Origin of the sequence: Streptomyces regalis, assembly GCF_001509475.1 — a bacterium.
In the GTDB taxonomy this organism is placed as follows: domain Bacteria; phylum Actinomycetota; class Actinomycetes; order Streptomycetales; family Streptomycetaceae; genus Streptomyces; species Streptomyces regalis.
Genome location: NZ_LLZG01000345.1, coordinates 164889 through 179578, shown reverse-complemented (window position 1 = coordinate 179578; position 14690 = coordinate 164889). Strand labels below are relative to the sequence as shown.

Sequence of the window (14690 nt, the reverse complement as noted above, 5' to 3'; positions counted from 1 at the left end):
CGGGGCCGGGGGCACGGCCCCCGGGTTCAGGGCCAGGGTAGCCGCTCGGGGATACTTGACCCCATGGCTTACGACGATCTTCGTTCCCTGCTCAGGGCGCTGGAGCGCGAAGGCGACCTCAAGCGCGTCAAGGCTGAGGTCGATCCGTATCTGGAGGTCGGGGAGATCGTCGACCGCGTCCAGAAGTCCGGCGGTCCCGCGCTGCTCTTCGAAAACGTGAAGGGGTCGTCGATGCCCCTCGCGATGAACGTCTTCGGGACCGACCGCCGGCTGCTCAAGGCCCTGGGCCTGAAGTCGTACGGCGACATCTCCGACAAGATCGGCGGGCTGCTCAAGCCCGAGCTGCCGCACGGGTTCGTGGGGGTCCGCGAGGCCTTCGGGAAGCTCGGCGCGATGACGCACGTACCGCCGAAGAAGGTGAAGTCGGACAGCGCGCCGGTGCAGGAGGTCGTGCTGCAGGGCGACGAGGTGGATCTGGACCGTCTCCCGGCCCTGTTCACCTGGCCCAAGGACGGCGGCTCCTTCTTCAACCTGGGGCTCACGCACACCAAGGACCCGGAGAGCGGCGTACGGAATCTGGGCCTGTACCGCCTCCAGCGCCACGACAGGCGCACGATCGGCATGCACTGGCAGATCCACAAGGACAGCCGCAACCACTACCAGGTGGCGGCGAGGCGAGGGGAGCGGCTGCCGGTCGCCATCGCCTTCGGGTGCCCGCCCGCCGTGACCTACGCCTCCACCGCCCCGCTCCCCGGCGACATCGACGAGTACCTGTTCGCGGGATTCGTCGCCGGTAAGCGGATCGAGATGGTGGACTGCAAGACGGTCCCGCTCCAGGTCCCGGCGCAGGCGGAGGTCGTGCTGGAGGGCTGGCTGGAGCCCGGCGAGATGCTGCCGGAAGGCCCCTTCGGCGACCACACCGGCTTCTACACGCCGCAGGAGCCCTTCCCCGCGCTGAAGATCGACTGCGTGACGATGCGCCGTCGACCCCTTCTCCAGTCGATCGTCGTAGGCCGGCCTCCGACGGAGGACGGACCCCTGGGCCGTGCGACGGAACGCTTCTTCCTGCCGCTGCTCAAGATCATCGTCCCGGACATCGTGGACTACCACCTGCCGGAAGCCGGCGGTTTCCACAACTGCGCGATCGTGTCGATCGACAAGAAGTACCCCAAGCACGCGCAGAAGACGATGCACGCGATCTGGGGCGCCCACATGATGTCCCTGACCAAGCTGATCGTGGTCGTCGACTCCGACTGCGACGTCCACGACCTGCACGAGATCGCCTGGCGGGCCCTCGGCAACACCGACTACGCCCGTGACCTCACGGTCGTCGAAGGCCCCGTCGACCACCTCGACCACGCCTCCTACCAGCAGTTCTGGGGCGGCAAGGCGGGGATCGACGCGACGAAGAAGTGGCCCGAAGAGGGCTACACGCGCGACGGTGGCTGGCCCGACATGGTGGAGTCCGACCCGGAGACGGCGGCGAAGGTCGACCGCCGCTGGAAGGAGTACGGCCTGTGAGCAGCGCCTCCGCCGCGATTCCGCAGCCAGGACGCACGAAGGCGTTCCTCCGCCTCGTCATGATCGAGCATTCGGTGTTCGCGCTGCCCTTCGCGTACATCGCCGCCCTCACCGCGATGTACCAGCTGGACAGGAACATCCACTGGGGGCGGCTGCTGCTGGTGACCATCTGCATGGTCGGCCTGCGGACGTTCGCGATGGCCGTGAACCGGATCATCGACCGCGAGATCGACGCACGCAATCCGCGTACGGCGCACCGCGAGCTGGTGACGGGCGCGATGTCGGTCCGCCACGCCTGGACGGGTGCCCTGATCGCCCTGGTGATCTTCCTGGGCTCGGCGGCCCTGCTGAACCCGCTGTGCCTGGCCCTGGCCCCCATCGCGGTGATCCCGATGGTGGTCTACCCCTACGGCAAGCGGTTCACGAACTTCCCCCAGGCCATCCTGGGCCTCGCCCAGGCGATGGGCCCGGTCGGCGGCTGGCTGGCCATCACCGGCACCTGGTCCTGGGACGCGGTGATCCTCGGCCTGGCGGTGGGCATCTGGATCGGCGGCTTCGACCTGATCTACGCCTGCCAGGACGTCGACACCGACCGCGAGACCGGCGTCATGTCGGTCCCGGCCCGCTTCGGCATCCCGGCGGCGATCTGGGGAGCGCGGGTGTGCCATGCGATCACGACGGCCCTGCTCGTCTGGTACGCCCTCGCCACGGACGCGGGCGCCTTCTTCTGGCTGGGCCTGCTGGTCGTGGCCGGCGCGTTCGTGTACGAGCACTCGATCGTCCGCCCGCATGACCTGTCCCGCCTGAACCGGGCGTTCTTCAGCGTCAATGGGTTCATCGGGATTGCCCTGTTCGTGTGTGCGCTGCTTGATCTCTTGGTTCGGGGTCTGACCGTGTAAGTACGGTGCGGCCTACCATCGAGCGCAGGACTCCAGGGAGGCCACCGTGACCGTCTCGGACCTTGACCGCCTGCACTCGCAGCTCAGCCGGTTCGAGGACATGTTCCCCGGCTATCACATGGAGATCGTCGAGGGCAACATCATGACGAGTCCGGTCAAGCCCCACCACGCCAAGACCATCCGCCTCGTCTGGAACGAACTTGAGGCGCAGTTGAGCGCGGAGTGGGACTTCACCAGTGATGTCGCGTTCCCCTTCGACGAGGACAACGAATTCTGCCCCGATCTGGCCGTCATTCCGGCCTCGGAAGCGGCGAAGAACGAAGGTGCGTACTCCCCGGATCTCATCGAGCTGGTCGTCGAAGTTGTCTCCCAGGGCAGCATCCGCCGCGATTACAAGGTCAAGCCTCGTTGGTACGCCTCTCGCGGCATCGCCAACTACCTGATCTTCGACCCGCTGAAGGGCCACTGCGTCACGATGTGGAACCCCGGCCCCCAGGGCTACCGAGGCCGCGACACCATCCCCTACGGCCCCGACCTCACCGTCGACTCCCCGCTCGGCAAGCTGACGGTCCCCACCGCCGGCCTCCCCGTCGACCCTAAAGCCCGCCCCCGGCCCTGAGCGCCGGCCCAGTCGACCGGCGCCGCAGCACGAACGCCGCCGCCACTCCCGCCACCAGCCCCACCAGATGCCCCTGCCAGCTGACGCCGGACTGGGTCGGGGCGAGGCCCGCCAGCATGGAGCCGCCCCAGATCGCCGCCACCAGCAGGCCGACCAGGACGCCGAGCGGGCGGCGCTCGACGAAGCCGGTGACCAGGAGGAAGCCGAAGAGGCCGAAGATCAGGCCGGAGGCGCCCGCGGTGTTGGTGCCGGACGGCGATATCAGCCACACGCCGAGGCCGTCGGCGACGACGATCAGGGCGCAGACGGCGACGAACCGGCGTATGCCGCCGAGGGCGGCCAGGAACCCGAGGACCAGCAGCGGCACGCTGTTCGCGGCGAGGTGGGCGAAGCCGAAGTGGATGAAGGAGGCCGGGACCACGTCCACCAGCTCGGACGGGGTGCGCGGGACGATGCCGAAGCCGTCCAGGGTGTGCCCGCTGATCACGTCGGCCACTTCCAGCAGCCACAGCAGCGCCAGCCAGCCCAGCATCAGCTTGGCGGCCGTCCGCGCACGGTCACCCCGCGACCACTCGCGCTCGGCACCCCACGTACCCGACCCACCCGACGTACCCGCCATGGCAACCCCACCACCCAACTCGTCCCCTCCAGGGAACGCCCGGTCCCCCTTGGTCGGTTCCCACCCCGCGACGCCGGATAGGCTCGGTGTCGTGAACCCAGTCAAGCCAGGAGAGACGCCGCGTGCGCCTTGGATCGTAGGGGTGTCCGGCGCTTCCGGCACCCCATACGCCGCCGCGGTGCTGCGCGCGCTCCTCGCCGCGGGGGAGAGCGTCGACCTGGTCGTCAGCCGGGCGTCGCGGCTCACGCTGCTCGACGAGACGGGCATTTCGTTCCGGGACGGGCACTGGCAGGACGACCTGCGGGAGTGGCTCGCCCGGGGCGCCGACGGCAAGCCCGGCACCTTCGACGCCGACATCGAGGGCGTCCGGTACTGGAACGCCGGCGATCTCGCCGCCGGGCCGTCCTCGGGGTCGTACCCGACGAAGGGCATGCTGATCGTGCCCGCCTCCACCGCGTGCGTAGCCGGTGTCGCGCTGGGCCTGTCCAAGGACCTGTTGCAGCGGTCGGCGAGCGTGACCCTGAAGGAGGGGCGCAAGCTCGTCGTCGCCGTACGGGAGACGCCTCTGGGCGGGCAGACGCTGCGGCACCTGGTGACGCTGGACGACGCGGGGGCAACCGTCGTGCCCGCCTCGCCCGCCTTCTACGCGGGGGCGACCCACATCCAGGACCTGGTCGACTTCGTCGCCGGACGCGTCCTGGACGCGGCGGGCGTCGAGCACCGGCTCTACCGCCGCTGGAAGGGCGAACTCGGCGGCGGCGCACACCCCACCTGAGCGCCACCCGGCAGCATCACGCGACACCAGCAGTACTCAGCACTTCAGGAACTCGTCAGAACTCGTCAAGACCTCTTCAGTGGAAGGCTTCGAATCGCATGGACGCGGTGGACAGGCAGCTCATCCAGGCCCTGAGGGAGAACGGCCGGGCCTCCTACGCGGAGCTGGGACGCCTCGTCGGCCTGTCAGGACCCAGTGTCACCGACCGCATCAACCGGCTGGAGGCGGCCGGCGTCATCACCGGCTACCGCGCCACCGTCGACGCCGCCTCGCTCGGCCTCGGCGTCACCGCCCTGATCGGCATCTCGCTCTCCGACGCCACCGACCACGAGGACGTGGCGAACCGCCTGCGGGACCTGGGCGAGATCGAGGACTGCTGGTTCATCGCGGGCGACGACTCGTACATGCTCAAGGTGCGCGCGGCCGACGTGGACGGGCTGGAGAAGATCATCCGGCGGCTCAGCGGGACCACGGGCGTGTCCCGGACCCGTACGACGATCGTGCTCTCCACGAAGTGGGAGAACCGGGTCGGGGAGCTCCCTGAGGAGGCGTAGGCGCGTAGCGCCGTATGGGGGCACCTCCCGCCCGGAGGGTGGGGAGTACGGTTTACGAAGTCTGTCCAGGAGACCAGGAGAGGTGTGAGCATGGACGTCGGGCTCAAGCGCGAGCTGGAGGAGAAGGTCCGCTCCGGTGAGCGGCTGTCCCGCGAGGACGGCATCGCGCTGTACGAGTCGGACGACCTGGCGTGGCTCGGCGGGCTCGCACACGAGGTGCGCACGCGCAAGAACGGCGACATCGTGCACTTCAACGTCAACCGGCACCTCAACATGACCAACGTCTGTACGGCCTCCTGCGCGTACTGCTCCTTCCAGCGCAAGCCGGGCGAGAAGGACGCGTACACGATGCGCATCGAGGAGGCCGTCAAGCTCGCCAAGGGGATGGAGTCGGAGAACCTCACCGAGCTCCACATCGTCAACGGCCTGCACCCGAACCTGCCGTGGCGCTACTACCCGCGCTCGTTGCGCGAGCTGAAGGCCGCCCTCCCGGACGTCTCGCTGAAGGCCTTCACGGCGACGGAGATCCACCACTTCGAGACGATCTCCGGGCTCTCGGCCTCCGAGATCCTCGACGAACTCATCGACGCGGGGCTGGAGTCGCTGACCGGCGGCGGTGCCGAGATCTTCGACTGGGAGGTCCGCCGGCACATCGTGGACCACAAGACCCACTGGGAGGACTGGTCCCGCATCCACCGCCTGGCGCACGAAAAGGGCCTCAAGACGCCCTGCACCATGCTCTACGGCCACATCGAGGAGCCCCGCCACCGCGTCGACCACGTCCTGCGCCTGCGCGAACTCCAGGACGAGACGAACGGCTTCCAGGTCTTCATCCCGCTGCGCTACCAGCACGACTTCGTCGACGTGAAGGACGGCAAGGTCCGCAACCGCCTGCAGGCCCGCACCCAGATGGCCACCGGCGCCGAGGCCCTGAAGACCTTCGCCGTCTCCCGTCTCCTCTTCGACAACGTCCCGCACGTCAAGGTCTTCTGGGTCATGCACGGCGTCCAGACCGCCCAACTCGCCCTCCAGCACGGCGCCGACGACATGGACGGCTCGGTCGTCGAGTACAAGATCACACACGACGCGGACAACTTCGGCACCCCGAACAAGCTGACCCGCGAGGACCTGCTGGACCTGATCAGGGACGCGGGCTTCCGTCCGGTGGAGCGCAACACGCGGTACGAGATCATCCGGGAGTACGACGGCCCGGACCCGGCGCGGCGGGAGTCGCCGCAGCCGATGCGGGTCTGACGGCCGACTGCGGCTGGTGACGGGGTGTCCCGGAGGGTTACATTCGGCGGAGAAGCGGTCGTTCCACTGCCCGATGGTGATGTCCTGCGCGGTGCGATCGATGACCGGGAGCACCTGAGGATCCGGCGGGAGGACGGCTTCGGCGCCCTTGTCTGGGAGGCGGATCTCGGCGATCTCGGTGAGGATCCGATTCTTCGACACGCCGATTCGCAGACCAGCGACTACGGCTGTCTCCAGTGGGCGGCCACGGACACGCTGGTACTTCTCGGGGACACGACAGCCCTGATCCTCAGTGCCGCGAACGGTGCGGTGACAACCTCCTACGAGCTGAAGCCCGTAGGCAGACCGTCGCTGGAAGTATCGGGTGTCTCCGCTCTGCCGGAGGGCGGTGCCGTCGTGATCGCCAGTGCCAAGAGGGTGTGGGTGATCGGCTCGGATCTGAAGCCGATCGTGTGCGTGGACGCCGATTCTCTCCTGGCATCGTTCCCCAGGGTCGAACACGGCTTCCTCGTTGTCGACGAGTACGACTTCGACGGTGAGGAAGGACGAGTCCGCGCCCGGAGATTTCCCCTCGTTCACGGAGTCGATCAATCGGGCTGAGGGCGCCATCGGATGCCCCTGGGTTGGGACACTCCCGGCAACCGGGGTACCCGTCGGGCATGGTGACCACGAAGGCACCCGAGGACGCCTACACCGCCGAACCCTTCCTTCCGGACCGTGGCGGTCTCCCCGCCCTTCGCCGCGCCGCCGCCGAATGCCGGGGCTGCCCCCTGCACCGGGACGCCACGCAGACCGTCTTCGGTGCCGGAAACGCCCACGCGCGCGTGATGCTCGTCGGCGAGCAGCCCGGCGACCAGGAGGACCGCCAGGGCAAACCGTTCGTGGGCCCCGCCGGCCGCCTCCTGGACCGCGCGTTGGAAGAGGCCGGTATCGACCCCGCCGAGGCCTATGTCACGAACGCCGTCAAGCACTTCAAGTTCACCCGGACCGAACCCCGCAAGCGCCGCATCCACAAGGCACCGACCCTGCGTGAGATGACCGCATGCGGGCCTTGGCTGGCCGCCGAGCTGGCCGTCGTCGAACCCGAGTTGATCGTTGTCCTGGGGGCGACCGCGGGCAAGGCGCTGCTCGGCTCGTCGTTCCGGGTCGGCGAGGTGCGCGGGGCGCTGCTGGAGCGGGAGATCCACGGCCGGCAGGAGAAGCTGGTGGCGACGGTGCATCCGTCGTCGGTACTGCGGGCGCAGGACGACGCGGACCGGAAGGCGGCGTACGAGGGGTTGGTCTCGGATCTGAAGGTGGCGGCACGGGCGCTGTCGTAATGGCTACGATGGTGCAGTGTCCCTTACCTTCACTCTCGACCCCTCCGTCACTCCCGACCTCCGTGACGGCATCCTCGACCTGTGGACGGACGTCACCAACGCGGGCGGCGCCGTCGGCTTCGTGGCGCCGGTGACGCGGGAGGCGATACGGCCGGAGTTGGTCCACCACTTCGCGGCCATGGCGGACGGGCGGATGCGGCTGCTCGCCGGCCACGACGAGGAGGGCCGACTGGCCGCGACCGCGTTCTTCGGCTTCAACACGCACCGCCTCAAGACCCACTGGGCCTGGCTGTACACGGTGATGGTGCACCCCCGGCACCAGGGCAAGGGCTACGGCCGCGACCTTCTCGACGCCGCCGAGCAGGCCGCCCGCACCTTCGACGGCATCGAGGCGATCCAGCTCAGCTGCCGCGGCGGCCTCGGCCTGGAGCGGTTCTACGCCTCCTGCGGCTACAAGGAGGTCGGCCGGATTCCCGGCGCCATCCGCGTCGCGCCGGACGACGACCGCGACGACGTGCTCATGTGGCTGCCACTTGTCTGACCCACTGCAGATGCCTGACCCACTGCAGATGCCTGGCCAACTGCTGACCCCTGACCCGCTGCCGACCCCCCTGCAAGATCGGCTGTCCAGCGTGCTTCACTGGACAGTGGCCCTTTTTGGAATCGGAAGAGTGGATTGAGATGCTCCGCTACACACTGATGCGCCTCGGAATCTTCGTGGGCTGCCTCGTGGTCGTCTGGGGCCTCGTCTACTCGGGTATCGCGCCGCGCGGCCTCGGTGACTCCAACGGCATGTGGATCATCCTGCTCGCCCTGGTGATCTCGGCCCCCATCAGCTTCGTCGTCCTGCGCAAGGAGCGCGACCGCGCCTCCGAGCGGATCGTCCAGAAGGTCGACCGGGTGAAGGCCAACCTGGAGGCCAACCGCAGCCAGGAGGACGACGTGGTCGACGAGGTGGCTCGGGCGCAGGGCCAGGCTTCTTCCCAGGCCTCGTAGGACCGCCGTACCGCCACGTCTCTTCCGGGACCCGGCAGTGATGCCGATGGGTAACTGTGCGGGTCGCCCCCCTTATCTTTGTCCGGATCATGATGTGAGATGACTGGAACCACATCGGGCTGACCGGTGTACCACCAGTAGGACCCGCATCCGACGGGCAACGCAACACAAGGGGGAACCGTGGCACGAGCGCGCGCCAAGCAGGGCGCACGACGCGTGGCCGAGGCCGTCGCATCCGGCACCAATCCGCGGACCGCCGCGCAGGAGGAACTGCAGCGGCAGATCGGCGGACGCGGCACACGGGCGGACGGCGGCGAGGGGCACGACGCGCAGGGCCAGGGCATCGACCCGGCCGACTTCCCGGCCGCCCGGGAACAGGGCGGCTCCACCGCCACCGTCATGCGGCAGAAGACCGTGCCGCTGGACGAGGCCGGGGAGGCGCTCGGCCGTAGCGAGCAGGTGCGCGAGGGCGCCGAGATGGTGCACGCCATCTGCCCGATGGTGATCCCCAAGGGCCGCTCGATCTTCTCCATGCTGCCGGTGCTGACCTTGCTCGTGCTGGGCGCGGTGGGTGCGGGAATCGTGGGGGCGGCCGGTGCCGACGTCCTGACCAACCCGCTGTTCGGCGTGCACTACTGGGTCATCTCGCTGGGCGCCGTCGCCTTCGTGTGGTGGCGCCAGGGCATGGTCATGGTGCCGGACGGCTGCCAGGCGATGATCACCCGGTTCGGCAAGCTGGAGAAGATCGTCGGACCGGGCCGCGTCGTGCTGCTGAGCCCGTGGAAGCGGGTGTCGTACATCGTCAACACCACGATCGAGTACCCGTTCAACGCGCCGGTGCGCGAGGCGCCGACCAAGGGTGGCGTGAAGGCGTCGATCGACCTGTTCATCCAGTTCCGGATCAGCGACCCCACCGAGTTCGTCTACACGCTGGGCGCGGTGCGCGGCTTCGAGGAGAAGCTGAGCAACGCGGTGAGCGAGACCATCCGCAGCCTCATCTACGAGCAGGAGGCCGCCGGGATCTACGACATGGTCGGCGAGGACACCGGCCGCCTGCTGGAGCAGCTCAACCAGCAGTTCCGCCCGGCCGTCGAGCTGACCAACGCCAACATCACCCACGCCGAACCCTCCGACCAGCGCTACCGCATGGACCTGGCGGCGCCCGAGATGGTGCGGGTGGCCAAGGAGGCGTACACGCACGAGTACGCGCTCCAGCTCCGCAAGGAGCAGGACGAGGGTGACCTCACCCGGGAACTCGCCTCCAGCCTGGAGACGCTCTCCGCGATCCAGGCCGACATCGCCCAGTACCAGGCGCAGATGGACACCGCCGTGGAGCGCGAGACCAACCGTGCCGAGGCGCTCGCCCGGCAGCGCTACGTCCAGGCCGAGTCGGAGGCGAAGGCGAACGCGGCCCTCTTGGAGGCGCAGGCCCTCGACATCCGCGCGGTGACCGCCGCGGAGGCGCCGGAGATCCTGGAGTACCGCTACCAGCAGCAGGTGCTGGACACGCTGGAGCAGGTCGCCGACCATCTGCCGCGGCTGGTGCGCATCGGCGGCACGGCGGACGCGGGGATCGACTTCCTGGAGCTGGCCCGCGAGTTGATCGGCGAGCGCGGCACGGAGCTGTTCACCGAGGAGGACACGGCCGCCGTGCGGGCGCGTCTCACCGAGGTGTCCGAGCGGATCGCCGCGCGCGAGGCGGAGATCGGCGCGCTGCTGGCCGCCGACCGGCCCACGGTGCCGCAGGCACCCGACCAGCCCGACCAGCCCGACCGGCCCGAATCGGCCGACAGCGCCGACAGCGCCGACGTCTCCGAGGAGGCCGCCCAGTGAGCACCGCCCGTTCCTCCCACCGCCGGTCGGTCATCTCCGAGAAGGTCGCCCCCTGGAGCGACATCGCGCGACTGCTGCGCGGCGGCGAGGCCGACACTCTGATCCCGGTCATCATCCCCCGCCACCGGCGCCGCCTGTGGTGGATGCTGCCGCTGTGGCTCGGTGTCTATGCCCTGTTCATGGGCGTGATGCTGACGCTGGGCGCCGCGGACTCCGAGTCGACCGCCGGGGACCTCGCCTACGACACCCTCGCCACCCTCTCCTTCGTCGGCGGCGTCGTCCTGCTGCTGATCGGCGCGCTGTGGTGGTGGCGCTCCTCGATCGTCGAGATCGAGCAGGGCACGAACGGCGTGCTGACCCGTTACGGCGCCGTCGTCCGCACCCTGGACGCCGGCCGTCACTACCTGTGGCACCCGTGGTCCCGGGTCGACTTCGTCGTCGACGTGGCCACCGAGATCCCGTACTCCGCGCCGGTGATGGCCTGCCCGACACAGGAGAACGTGCCGCTGCGCTCGATCGAGTTCTTCCTGAAGTTCCGCATCACCGACGCCGTGCTGTTCGTCCGCACCATCGGCGCGGGCAACTTCGACCTGGTGCTCTCCAGCGCCGTACAGGACGCGATCCGGCAGCGGGCGCGGAGGATGCGCACCGAGCGGGCGTACGACCTGCGCGGCTCGGACGTGGCCGACATGCAGGAGCTGCTCAACCGCCAGCTGTCCGGCTACGGCGTGCGCATCACCGGCTCCAACATCCCGGACGTGCAGCTGCCGGCGCAGTACCAGCAGCACCTGGCCACCCGGGAGCGGGTCGCCAAGGAGCGCACGGCGTACGACCAGGAGTGGGGGCTCATTCGCAAGCGCCGCATCGACCAGCTGGGCATGGACATCGAGCGTGCCAAGAAGGTGCGGGACGCCCGGATCGTCGAGGTCAGGGCGGCGCTGAACCGGGCCCGCGAAGAGGTCGCCCAGCTGCTCGAGCAGCAGGAGACCAACGCCCAGCGCGTGCGGTTCGAGATCGAGACGCGGGGCCGCAGCGGTCTGATCGCCGCCGAGAACGAGGCCCGCGCCCAGCGTGCCCTCGCCACGGCCTACCGCGACAACCGCGCCGTCCTGCAGTACGAACTCGCCCGGCGCCGCCTGGAGGTGGGCGCGAAGCTCGTCGGCAAGGCCCCGCAGCCGGTGGTCGTACGGACCGACGGCACGAGCGTCGACACCTCGGCCCTGTCCACTCTCCTCACCGCGCAGCTGCTGCCCCGGCTGACGGCCCTGCCGTCGGCCGACGGGCGGCAGTGGGCCCAGCAGTTGGCGCGGTTCGAGGACGACGGAAGCGGCGAGCAGTAGGTCAGCGTGGTTGCGGGCCGGGTGGGATCGCCCTCCCGGCCCGTACGCTAAACGGCATGGGTGCCGTGAAGACCAAGCGGATGCCGCGCGCCGTCCGCGAGCAGCAGATGCTGGACGCCGCCGTGCGGACCTTCGGCCAGCGGGGGTACATGGCCGCGTCGATGGACGAGATAGCCGAACTCGCGGGCGTCTCCAAGCCGCTCGTGTACCTGTACCTCAACTCGAAGGAAGACCTCTTCACCGCCTGCATCCGGCGCGAGGCGGCCGCGCTCACCGAGGCCGTCCGCGCGGGCGTCCGGCGCGACGCGCCCGCCGACCGCCAACTCTGGGAAGGTCTGGGCGCGTTCTTCACGCACACCGCGCAGAACCCGGACGGCTGGTCCGTGCTGCACCTCCAGGCCCGCACCCACGGTGAGCCGTTCGCCGCCGAGGTCGCCGCGATGCGCGCGGAGATCGTCGCGTTCGTGACGCAGCTGATCCTCGCCGCGGCCCGGGAGGCCCATCGCGACCCCGACCTCCCCGAGAGCGAGGTCGCCGGCCTGGCCGAAGCCCTGGTCGGCGCCGCCGAGTCGCTCGCCGCCTGGGCCAACGCGACCCCGGGTGTGACGGCGAGACAGGCGGCTGCCACCTTGATGAACTTCGCGTGGGCGGGCCTCGGCAACCTCATGGATGGCCGGCCCTGGTCACCGCCGGACGCCCCTCACGAGGTCAGCGGATAAACCTCCCCGGCCAGGTGGACGCGATCCCCGCCGCCGCCCCGCAGCTCGAACCGCCCGCCCTCCGCGGCGTACGTCACCGTCCCCGGCAGCAGCACCGGCGCCTTGAACTCCGCCCGTGCCAGCACCGCCTCCGGTGTGCCGTGCGCGGCGAGGCAGCGGGCCACCGTCCACATGCCGTGCGCGATGGCCCGGGGGAAGCCGAACAGTCGGGCGGTGAGCGGGTGGAGGTGGATGGGGTTGCGGTCGCCGGAAGCGGCACCGTAACGCCGCCCGACGTCGGCGGCGAGCCGCCATTGGGCGACGGCGGGCAGCGGCTTGTGCTCCGGTGCGTCCTTCACGGGCGGTGCCGCCGTCGTACGGCCGTCGGTGCGATGCCGGGCCAGATAGGTGCTCCTGGACTCCCACACCACCTGCCCGCCCGACCGCACCGAGGTGACCACGCCGACCTCCGTGCCCCGCCGATGCGGCGCCAACTCGTCCACGTGCACGGCGAGTTCGTACTCCCCGGTGGCCGTCACTGCCGTGTGCCGGGTGATCTCGATCGACGTATGGACGAGTCCGAGCAGCGGCAGCGGAAAGTCCCGGCCGCTCATCAGCCGCATGGCGAGCGGGAAACCCAGCACATGCGGATACGTCAGCGGCAGCGAGTCGTCGCCGGTCGGGAAGCCGCACACCCGCTCGTATGCGGCCAGCCGCGCCAAGTCGATGCGCACACCGGGAAGTTCGAGCCGGGTGCGCGGGTAGTCGGCGTCCGGGCGGGGCCGCTTGAAGGGGGACAGGAGCGCGCCCCGCGCGAGGAGGGGGCCGAGTGCCGGGATGCTGGTCAGCGTGGTCTGCATCAGGCCCCCAGCAGGCTCTGGCCGCAGACCCGGACGACCTGGCCGTTCACCGCGCCCGACGCCGGGTCGGCCAGCCAGGCGGTCGTCTCGGCGACATCGACCGGCAGCCCCCCTTGCGTGAGGGAGTTCATACGGCGGCCGGCCTCACGGATGAAGAGGGGAATCGCGGCGGTCATCTTCGTCTCGATGAAGCCGGGCGCGACCGCGTTGACCGTCACCCCGTGCTCGGCGAGCGCGCGCGGCGCGAGGGCGCGGACCAGACCGACGATCCCCGCCTTGCTCGCCCCGTAGTTCGTCTGTCCGGCGTTCCCCGCCAGCCCCGCGATCGACGCCGTCGCCACGATCCGGCCGCCCTGCCTCAGCGTCCCGCTCTCCAGCAACGCGTCGGTCGTGCGCAGCACGCTCGCGAGGTTGACGTCGAGCACCGAACTCCAGCGCTCGGCAGGCATGTTGACCAGGCGCCGGTCGCGGGTGATGCCGGCGTTGTGGACCAGGACGTCCAGCCCGTCCGGCAGCGCCGCCGCGATCCGCTCGCCCGCGTCGGGGGCGGTGATGTCGAGCGTGAGGGCGGTGCCGCCGAGCCGGTCGGCCACACGCCGGGCGTCCTGTTCGGCCTGCGGCACGTCGAGTACGACGACCCGGGCACCGTCCCGGGCCAGCGTCCCGGCGACCGCCTCACCGATGCCGCGCGCGCCGCCGGTGACGAGGGCGGTGCGGCCGGTGAGGGGGCGGTCGGGGCCGGCGGGCGCCCCGCTCTCGTCGTAGGCACCGGTCTCGATCACCTGGCCGCTGACGTACGCCGACTTGGGGGAGAGCAGGAAACGCAGGGTCGACTCGGCGGCGCGCGCGTCCGTCAGCCGTACGAGATTCACCGTGCGGCCCCGCCCGATCTCCTTGCCGAGCGAGCGCGTGAAGCCCTCCAGGGCCTGCTGGGCGGCCGCCTGGTGGTGGTCGGCCGGATCGAGGGGTGCGCCGAGCACGACGATCCGGCCGCTCTCTGCGACCGACCGTACGGCGGGGTGGAGGGCCGCGTGCACCTCGGCGAGCGCCTCGACGTCCCGAACCCCTGTGGCGTCCAGGAGGACGGCGGCGGGCTTCTCGGCGGTGCCCGTCAGAGGTTTCTCCGCGGAACCCGTCAGGGCGAGGCCCGTATCGGCCAGGTCGAGGTGCGACTTGCCGGCGGTGAGGAGGAGCCGGTCGCCCTGCAACTCGGGCCGCTCCGGTGACCAGCGTTTCAGTGCGGCGGGTTGTGGCAACCCCAGACGGCGAGTGAGGAAGCGGCCCGGTGCTGTGCCGGTGAAGGTCAGATAGCGGTCGGCCATGTAAGTCCCACTCCCCGTGCGCTCCGTACTGACTCCAAAGTAAGGTTACCCGAGGTAAGGCTTGGTAGACGTGAGGAGCGA

Annotated in this window: 16 protein-coding genes; 13 read left to right on the top strand and 3 right to left on the bottom strand. The window is 70.0% G+C overall.

All coding sequences use genetic code 11. From position 1 onward, the window contains the following. Positions 1–63: 63 nt before the first annotated feature. Genes ADL12_RS29445 through ADL12_RS29435 form a run of 3 tightly spaced genes read left to right on the top strand, consistent with a single transcriptional unit; the run spans position 64 to position 3039 of the window. Positions 64–1521, top strand: a complete 1458-nt coding sequence (locus ADL12_RS29445; protein ID WP_062707002.1) for a menaquinone biosynthesis decarboxylase — start codon at positions 64–66, stop codon at positions 1519–1521. Continuing rightward, entirely contained in the window at positions 1518–2420 is a 903-nt protein-coding gene (gene mqnP, locus ADL12_RS29440) for a menaquinone biosynthesis prenyltransferase MqnP (protein ID WP_062707000.1), read from the top strand. Before ADL12_RS29445 ends, mqnP begins: the two co-directional genes overlap by 4 nt. Positions 2421–2466: 46 nt before the next feature. Continuing rightward, positions 2467–3039: a Uma2 family endonuclease gene (locus ADL12_RS29435; protein WP_062706998.1), complete on the top strand. Its 573-nt coding sequence runs from the start codon at positions 2467–2469 to the stop codon at positions 3037–3039. On the opposite strand, the gene ADL12_RS29430 is transcribed toward ADL12_RS29435, so the two are convergent. Further along, complete coding sequence (locus tag ADL12_RS29430; protein ID WP_062706996.1) at positions 3017–3658, bottom strand: rhomboid family intramembrane serine protease; 642 nt, start codon at positions 3656–3658, stop codon at positions 3017–3019. The two genes, ADL12_RS29435 and ADL12_RS29430, sit on opposite strands and share 23 nt — an antisense overlap. 91 nt (positions 3659–3749) lie before the next feature. Here ADL12_RS29430 and ADL12_RS29425 point away from each other — a divergent pair, with 91 nt between their 5' ends. The 10 genes from ADL12_RS29425 to ADL12_RS29380 all read left to right on the top strand — a co-directional run bounded on the left by ADL12_RS29425 (position 3750) and on the right by ADL12_RS29380 (position 12448). Further along, on the top strand, positions 3750–4433 hold the full coding sequence (locus ADL12_RS29425) for a UbiX family flavin prenyltransferase (protein WP_079052341.1): 684 nt from the start codon (positions 3750–3752) through the stop codon (positions 4431–4433). Between the two features lie 98 nt (positions 4434–4531). Beyond that, positions 4532–4987: an Lrp/AsnC family transcriptional regulator gene (locus tag ADL12_RS29420; RefSeq protein WP_062151692.1), complete on the top strand. Its 456-nt coding sequence runs from the start codon at positions 4532–4534 to the stop codon at positions 4985–4987. A gap of 90 nt (positions 4988–5077) precedes the next feature. Next, positions 5078–6241 carry an aminofutalosine synthase MqnE gene (gene mqnE, locus ADL12_RS29415; RefSeq protein ID WP_062706992.1) on the top strand — a complete coding sequence of 388 codons (1164 nt, stop codon included), beginning with the start codon at positions 5078–5080 and terminating at the stop codon, positions 6239–6241. A 24-nt stretch (positions 6242–6265) separates the two neighbouring features. Further along, positions 6266–6841, top strand: coding sequence for a hypothetical protein (locus ADL12_RS29410; protein ID WP_062706990.1), 576 nt, complete (start codon positions 6266–6268; stop codon positions 6839–6841). Between the two features lie 59 nt (positions 6842–6900). Then, positions 6901–7560 carry a UdgX family uracil-DNA binding protein gene (locus ADL12_RS29405; protein WP_107120055.1) on the top strand — a complete coding sequence of 220 codons (660 nt, stop codon included), beginning with the start codon at positions 6901–6903 and terminating at the stop codon, positions 7558–7560. A 16-nt stretch (positions 7561–7576) separates the two neighbouring features. Continuing rightward, entirely contained in the window at positions 7577–8101 is a 525-nt protein-coding gene (locus tag ADL12_RS29400) for a GNAT family N-acetyltransferase (RefSeq protein WP_062706988.1), read from the top strand. A 140-nt stretch (positions 8102–8241) separates the two neighbouring features. Further along, complete coding sequence (locus ADL12_RS29395) at positions 8242–8556, top strand: DUF4229 domain-containing protein (RefSeq protein ID WP_062706986.1); 315 nt, start codon at positions 8242–8244, stop codon at positions 8554–8556. Positions 8557–8736: 180 nt separating this feature from the next. Further along, on the top strand, positions 8737–10389 hold the full coding sequence (locus ADL12_RS29390) for an SPFH domain-containing protein (RefSeq protein WP_062706984.1): 1653 nt from the start codon (positions 8737–8739) through the stop codon (positions 10387–10389). Further along, positions 10386–11729 carry an SPFH domain-containing protein gene (locus ADL12_RS29385; RefSeq protein WP_062706976.1) on the top strand — a complete coding sequence of 448 codons (1344 nt, stop codon included), beginning with the start codon at positions 10386–10388 and terminating at the stop codon, positions 11727–11729. The genes ADL12_RS29390 and ADL12_RS29385 overlap by 4 nt, the downstream gene beginning before the upstream one ends. Positions 11730–11785: 56 nt before the next feature. Then, on the top strand, positions 11786–12448 hold the full coding sequence (locus ADL12_RS29380; RefSeq protein ID WP_062706975.1) for a TetR/AcrR family transcriptional regulator: 663 nt from the start codon (positions 11786–11788) through the stop codon (positions 12446–12448). On the opposite strand, the gene ADL12_RS29375 is transcribed toward ADL12_RS29380, so the two are convergent. Both ADL12_RS29375 and ADL12_RS29370 read right to left on the bottom strand, forming a co-directional pair. Beyond that, positions 12430–13287, bottom strand: coding sequence for a MaoC family dehydratase (locus ADL12_RS29375; RefSeq protein ID WP_062706972.1), 858 nt, complete (start codon positions 13285–13287; stop codon positions 12430–12432). The genes ADL12_RS29380 and ADL12_RS29375 overlap by 19 nt on opposite strands. After that, complete coding sequence (locus ADL12_RS29370; protein WP_062706970.1) at positions 13287–14609, bottom strand: 3-oxoacyl-ACP reductase; 1323 nt, start codon at positions 14607–14609, stop codon at positions 13287–13289. Before ADL12_RS29370 ends, ADL12_RS29375 begins: the two co-directional genes overlap by 1 nt. Positions 14610–14690 lie beyond the last annotated feature (81 nt).